The following is a 6,128-nucleotide window of genomic DNA, read 5'->3' on the forward strand; positions in this document are numbered from 1 at the left end:
AATCAGCCGAGTGCGGCTTTTGCCGTCTCTACCACGTGCTCGACAGTGAAGCCGAAATGCTTGAACAGCACGCCCGCCGGGGCCGACTCGCCGAACGTGTCGATGCCGACCACGCCGCCTTCCAGACCCACGTACTTGCGCCAGAAATCCGTCACACCCGCTTCGATCGCGACACGGCGCACGCCATGCGGCAGCACGCGTTCGCGGTACTCGGCGTCCTGCTTGTCGAACACGGTGGTCGACGGCATGGACACGACGCGCGCCGCGATGCCTTCGCGCGCCAGCGGCTCGATCGCGTTCAGCGCCAGTTCGACTTCCGAACCGGTGGCGATCAGGATGATCTTGCGCGCGACGATTTCGTCGTTCCAGTCGCGCAGCACGTAGCCGCCCTTCTCGATGTTGGCGATCTGCGCGTCGGTACGCTCCGAGAACGGCAGGTTCTGGCGGCTGAAGATCAGGCACGACGGGCCGTGGTGTTCGACTGCGTGGGTCCAGGCCACCGCAGTCTCAACGGTATCAGCCGGGCGCCACACTTGCAGGTGCGGAATCAGACGCAAGCTTGCAACGTGTTCGATCGACTGGTGGGTCGGGCCGTCTTCGCCGAGACCGATCGAGTCGTGCGTGAACACGAAGATCGACGGCGCTTTCATCAGCGCGGCGACGCGCAGCGCGTTGCGGCTGTAATCCGAGAACGTCAGGAACGTGCCGCCGAACGCCTTGAAGCCGCCATGCAGCGCCATGCCATTGATCGCGGCGCTCATGCCGAATTCGCGCACGCCGTAGTTGACGTAGTTGCCGGCGGCGTGGCCTTCCGCGTTCACACGCACGGGCTTGGCAGCCTTCCAGTTGGTCAGGTTCGAGCCGGTCAGGTCGGCGGAGCCGCCGAGCAGTTCCGGCAACACGGCCGACAAAGCTTCGATAGCCTGCTGCGACGCCTTGCGCGTCGCGACGGTTTCCGCGCGCTCGTTCGCGCCGGCGATGATCGCCTTGGCCTTTTCCTTCCAGTCGGCGGGCAATTGCTTCGCGTCGCGACGCTTGAATTCAGCGGCTTCCTGCGGGTATTTGGCTGCGTACGCGGCGAACGCCTTGTCCCACTCGGATTCGTTGCGTGCGCCGGCTTCTTTCGCGTCCCATGCTGCGTAGACTTCTTGCGGGATGACGAACGGTTCCCACTTCCAGCCGATCTTTTCGCGCGTGGCCGCGACTTCCTTGTCGCCGAGCGCCGCGCCGTGCGAATCGTGGCTGCCGGCCTTGTTCGGCGAGCCTTCGCCGATCACCGTCTTGCAGCAGATCAGCGTGGGCTTGTCGGATTGCTTGGCTTGCTTGATCGCCGCGTCCACTGCCTCGACGTCGTGGCCGACCACGTTCGGGATCACGTTCCAGCCATACGCTTCAAAGCGCTTCGGCGTGTCGTCGTGGAACCAGTGCACCACTTCGCCGTCGATCGAGATGCCGTTGTCGTCGTAGAACGCAATCAGCTTGTTCAGCTTCAGCACGCCCGCCAGCGAGCAGGCTTCGTGCGAGATGCCTTCCATCAGGCAGCCGTCGCCGACGAACACATAAGTGTGGTGGTCGACGATCTTTGCGTCAGGCTTGTTGAATTCGGTAGCGAGCAGCGATTCCGCGAGCGCCATGCCGACCGCATTCGCCAGACCCTGGCCGAGCGGGCCGGTGGTCGTCTCGACGCCCGGCGTGATGCCGTATTCCGGGTGGCCCGGCGTCTTCGAATGCATCTGGCGGAAGTTCTTCAGCTCGTCGATCGGCAGATCGTAGCCGGTGAGGTGCAGCAGCGAGTACAGCAGCATCGAGCCGTGACCGTTCGACAGCACGAAGCGGTCGCGATCGGCCCATTGCGGGTTCTTCGGGTTGTGACGCAGATGACGCGACCACAAAGCCACGCCGATTTCGGCCATGCCCATCGGCATGCCGGGGTGGCCGGAATTCGCTTTTTGGACGGCGTCCATGGACAACGCGCGGATTGCGTTGGCCATCAAGGAGGTGTGTGCGGGAGACGGGGTCGTCATGTCGAGTCCGGAGACAGAGTCAGAAAGCGGTGCGCGCTTGAGGCCCGGATGCTCGAATGCCGGTTCACTTCGGCGCACGATGCGGCGCCGGTAGACGCGAAACGGGCAGAGCAAACGGACAAGGCTGAAAGCGTGACATTCTAACAGATCGTTGCCCGCGCCCCGCTCCGAAAGCCGTCTGGCCGTGTGGCTCGACGCGCCCGCCGCGGCCACGCCGCGCTCCGGCCTTTACAATTGCACAACCAGAACCTACCGCGCTCCGGACGGAGCCCGCCATCCGTGAGCGCTCCGCTGCTGTTCCAACCGAGTCCCGACGCCGTCTACGGATTTCCGCACGCGAAACGGCTGGCGCGCGTCGATTCGCCATATCAGCGGATCGAGGTCTGGGACACGCCGCAGCTCGGCCGGCTCTTCACACTCGACGGCCGTCCGATGACGTCCACCGGCGACGAGTTTATCTATCACGAATGCATGGTGCATCCGGCCGCGCTGGCGCATCCGGCGCCGCGCGCAGCGCTGGTGCTGGGCGGCGGCGACGGTGGCGCCGCGCGGCAATTGCTGAAGCACGCGGGCATCGGACGGATTGTGGTGGCGGAGCTGGACACGCAAGTCGTACGTCTGACGCGCGAGTATTTGCCCGAGGTGCACGGCGGCGCATTCGACGATCCGCGCGTCGAGTTGGTGATCGGCGACGCTGCGCAGTACGTCGAGGCCGCCGCGCCGGCACAGTTCGATCTCGTGGTGTTCGACCTGACGCCGCCGGATTCACCCGCCGCCGGTCTTTACACGCAAGCGTTCTATCAGCAGCTCAAGCGGGTCATGAGCCCGATTGCGGCACTCTCCGTGCACCTCGGCTCGCCGTATTTCCATGCCGAATGCGTCGCGCGCCTGCTCGATGATCTGCGCGCGGCATTCGTGGTCGTCCGCACCATGAGCACTTTCGTACCGCTGTACGGCTCGCTCTGGATGATGGCGACCGCCAGCGACACGCTCGATCCCGCCGCGCTCACCGTTGATACGCTCACGGAACGCCTCGCCGCGCGCGGAATCGACACCCTGATGCATTACAACGCGGTCATGCACGCCGGACTGTTCTCGGCATCCAGTTCAGTGCGCGATAAACTAAGTCAATTCTTAAAGCCAGCAAGCTAACGCGTGGGCAAAATGCACGACTCCGTCGGATTGCGCTATGGGCGTATCGATATGCAAACTTCCGCCTGGACTCGCAGCATGTGCCCCGCCAACCTCATGATCCGGAGAATCCCATGACCGCCTCCCGCCCAGCCGGTGTGCCCTGGTTGACCCCCTATCTGACGGTGCGCGACGCAAGTGCCGCGTCCGCGTTCTTCTCAGCGGCGTTCGGCTTCGAAGTGCGTGACAGTGTCCAGGACGACGGTGTCGTCATGCATGTCGAGATGACCTATCAAGGCCAGTTGATCGTGATGTTCGCTCCGGAAGGCGCGTTCGGCTCGGCGGCGAAAACACCCAAAAGCGCGGGCGCGATCGCACCGCAATCGTTCTATGTCTATGTCGACGATGTCGACGCGATTTACGCGCGGGCGCTGGCCGCCGGCGCAAAATCGCTGAGCGAGCCACAGGATCAGTTCTGGGGCGACCGCTTCGCCCAGGTCGAAGATCTGGACGGCTACCGCTGGGCGCTCGCTCGCCACCTTTCGTGAACCAATGAGTATTTTTCTGATGCCACGCTTTTTCGTCGATAAGCCTCTCCAGCCCGACGACGTCATGCCGCTTCCCGATGACGTCGTTCGGCATGTGCTCGTGCTGCGTCTGCAGCCAGGCGATTCGATCGTCCTTTTCAACGGCGAAGGCGGCGAATACAGCGCTGAACTCGTCGAAGTCGAAAGGCGCTCGGCCATGGTAAAAATCCGCGAATTCCGCAATATCGAAGTCGAGGCGCCGTATCGGCTCACGCTCGCGCAGGGCATTGCCGGCGGCGACAAGATGGACTGGCTGATCGAGAAAGCCGTCGAACTGGGCGCGTCCAGCTTCGTGCCGTTGACCACTACGCGCAGCGTCGTGCGTCTGACCGGCGAACGCGCGCAGCGGCGGCATGCGCACTGGCAGGGCATCGTGCGGGCGTCGTGCGAGCAGTGCGGGCGCAATCGCCTGCCGGAAGTGATGCCGGTGCGCGAAATCGCCACGTGGCTCGGTACCATGCCGCGTACGCCCGAGGAAGGCGACTTGCGCATTCTGCTTTCTCCACGCGCCAGCATCAGCTTTTCCGCCCTGCCCGCCGAGCCGCCGAAAGGACGCGTGACGGTGCTGGTGGGCCCAGAAGGCGGCTTTTCCGCTACCGAGGAAGCGGCCGCTACTGATTACGGTTTCACCGCCGTCGGCCTCGGCCCGCGCGTGATGCGCACAGAAACTGCCGGCATCGCCGTTCTCTCGGCGCTGGCGGCCGGCTGGGGCGGCTGGTAAGCCGCTTGCGTTGCGCGCCGATCGCCTTGGATTGCCTTGGTTAAGGGCGGCAAGTCACGTCGACCGCAGCATCAAAAGCAAAAGGCCCGCCGATTGGCGGGCCTTTCTTCTGCTTAGCCTAAACAGGCAACGTTCAAGCAAAAGTTTAAGCAAACGAGTAAAACACCCGGAACGCCACCTTCCGCTCGGCCCAGAACTCCGCGGCCTCGCGGAACACGTCTAGCAGTGTCTCGCGGCCTTCCTTGTCGAACTTCTGCGCGACCGGCAACTGCTCGAGCACGATCACAAAGCCCGGCTGCGCGCCCGCCTTCTGAACCAGATCGGTCAGGCAGTCGTACAGCGCGTCGTAATTCTTGCCGAAATGTTTCGGAAACAGGAACGACGTCGCGATGGTTTCGAGCACTTCCTGTTTGGACTGCGCATTGGCGCAATACGCATAGAGAAAATGCTGGCCGAGCTGGTTGGCCTCGTCGGCGAGATCCTGCACGCGGAACGCGCGGATCGACTGTACGATGTTCGGTCGTACGGTCTTGAAAAGACTCATGGGCTCCTCGTTCGATGAAACCACAGTGCCTGCTTCGCTCTGGTTCTCGCGGCCCTGATCGCCGGCGCGCATCTGCATGACGCGTTGGAACAAATTGCCGTCGCCGGCCGCGAAAAGATCCGTCGCGACTCCGGTGTCGTGCGCGTAGACGTTGTCGCTCATGCCGTTCATCCCGATGTCATTCAACAATACGATTAAAACTGGTGTAGTGGTCGTCCGAGTAGTAACAACTGTCGGTTCGCTTCAGCGGACCTCCGCAGACGATGCGACGCGCCCCGCGATTACGTGAGCGAGGCGTGGGAACGGTGTATTCGTGGTAATAGCCGCGCCGATGGGCCGGCAGCAACCGTTCGCGATTGCCGAATACGATGCCGTCCTTCTCATACGGGTAAGGCCCGCCCGCGGCAATCAAGTTCAATGTATTGACCGCTTCATGTGGCAACTGCGCCAGCGCGACGGTGCCCTGCAACTGCGCGTCCGCCTCGGCGGGTGCCGTGGAGTCGCGCGCGAACGCGCCAGGCACGGGGCCGGATAAAGCGCACAGCGTAACAGCACCGATCAGCACGCCTTTCATGCGTTGCCACTTGCGTGCCATGTATCAAGGTTCCCCGCTGTTAGCTCACGAGTTTGACGACCATGAAAGTCGTAAGGGTATCGCTAATGGCCCCCGGAATCAACGTTCGCCGGGCGGCCGACATCCTCCGATCAGGCGCGAAAGGGCCACCGGCGCGGCTTTGACGACTTTTGACAGAATGTTTAGCTTAGTCAAGCTAAACTTAGCTCAACGGTGCGAATCGAGGGAAGGCAGGCAAGTGGGGAGCGGACGGCAGGCCGCTTTGCATGAGTCAGCAGACGCCTTGATTCCCCGTGGCAAGGGTCTTGAGCCCTTGAACGCTCTTGAAGGCGGAATCTTGTATGACTTGCCGTTTTTTGGGTGGCATTCCCCTGTGCACCCTGAGGCGTGCCCGTTGCGGGCGCGCCTTTTTTTTGCATGGCGCGCGGTCTTCAAACCGGCGCCATGCTTCGACCGGATCGCGGATTAACGGGCCGCGATCACATCCGCCACCAGCAGCGCCGTCATGTTGACGATCCGGCGCACCGTCGCCGACGCCGTCAGCACG

7 protein-coding genes are annotated in these 6,128 nt (G+C 63.1%); 3 read left to right on the forward strand and 4 right to left on the reverse strand.

Translation table 11 applies throughout. The features are described 5' to 3' along the window. Positions 1 to 2 precede the first annotated feature (2 nt). Positions 3 to 2,024, reverse strand: coding sequence for a transketolase (gene tkt, locus P0D73_RS43225; RefSeq protein WP_132373057.1), 2,022 nt, complete (start codon positions 2,022 to 2,024; stop codon positions 3 to 5). A gap of 279 nt (positions 2,025 to 2,303) precedes the next feature. On the opposite strand from tkt, the gene speE reads away from it, so the two are divergent. The 3 genes from speE (at position 2,304) to P0D73_RS43240 (ending at position 4,463) form a co-directional block, all read left to right on the forward strand. Further along, on the forward strand, positions 2,304 to 3,176 hold the full coding sequence (gene speE / locus P0D73_RS43230; RefSeq protein ID WP_408435910.1) for a polyamine aminopropyltransferase: 873 nt from the start codon (positions 2,304 to 2,306) through the stop codon (positions 3,174 to 3,176). Positions 3,177 to 3,289: 113 nt separating this feature from the next. After that, on the forward strand, positions 3,290 to 3,703 hold the full coding sequence (locus P0D73_RS43235) for a VOC family protein (protein WP_132373053.1): 414 nt from the start codon (positions 3,290 to 3,292) through the stop codon (positions 3,701 to 3,703). A gap of 19 nt (positions 3,704 to 3,722) precedes the next feature. Continuing rightward, entirely contained in the window at positions 3,723 to 4,463 is a 741-nt protein-coding gene (locus P0D73_RS43240) for a 16S rRNA (uracil(1498)-N(3))-methyltransferase (RefSeq protein ID WP_132376806.1), read from the forward strand. A gap of 145 nt (positions 4,464 to 4,608) precedes the next feature. Here P0D73_RS43240 and P0D73_RS43245 read toward each other — a convergent pair whose 3' ends face one another. From P0D73_RS43245 to P0D73_RS43255, 3 genes are all read right to left on the reverse strand, one after another. Continuing rightward, the gene (locus P0D73_RS43245; RefSeq protein ID WP_408435912.1) at positions 4,609 to 5,178 is read right to left on the reverse strand and encodes a barstar family protein; all 570 of its coding nucleotides are present in this window, start codon (positions 5,176 to 5,178) and stop codon (positions 4,609 to 4,611) included. A gap of 7 nt (positions 5,179 to 5,185) precedes the next feature. Next, positions 5,186 to 5,602 (reverse strand): ribonuclease, encoded by a 417-nt coding sequence (locus tag P0D73_RS43250; protein ID WP_408435914.1) that lies wholly within the window; start codon positions 5,600 to 5,602, stop codon positions 5,186 to 5,188. 250 nt (positions 5,603 to 5,852) lie between these two features. After that, positions 5,853 to 6,128: hypothetical protein (locus P0D73_RS43255; protein ID WP_408435916.1), on the reverse strand; the 276-nt coding region annotated here is incomplete at its 5' end.

It is taken from the genome of Paraburkholderia sp. RL18-101-BIB-B, assembly GCF_046026985.1.
Classification (GTDB): Bacteria; Pseudomonadota; Gammaproteobacteria; order Burkholderiales; family Burkholderiaceae; genus Paraburkholderia.

Bases quoted from the DNA above. Each gene is read 5' to 3' on its own strand.
- tkt (WP_132373057.1), bottom strand. From the start codon at position 2,024: ATGACGACCCCGTCTCCCGCACACACCTCCTTGATGGCCAACGCAATC.
- P0D73_RS43235 (WP_132373053.1), top strand. From the start codon at position 3,290: ATGACCGCCTCCCGCCCAGCCGGTGTGCCCTGGTTGACCCCCTATCTG.
- P0D73_RS43240 (WP_132376806.1), top strand. From the start codon at position 3,723: ATGCCACGCTTTTTCGTCGATAAGCCTCTCCAGCCCGACGACGTCATG.
- P0D73_RS43245 (WP_408435912.1), bottom strand. From the start codon at position 5,178: ATGAACGGCATGAGCGACAACGTCTACGCGCACGACACCGGAGTCGCG.
- P0D73_RS43250 (WP_408435914.1), bottom strand. From the start codon at position 5,602: ATGGCACGCAAGTGGCAACGCATGAAAGGCGTGCTGATCGGTGCTGTT.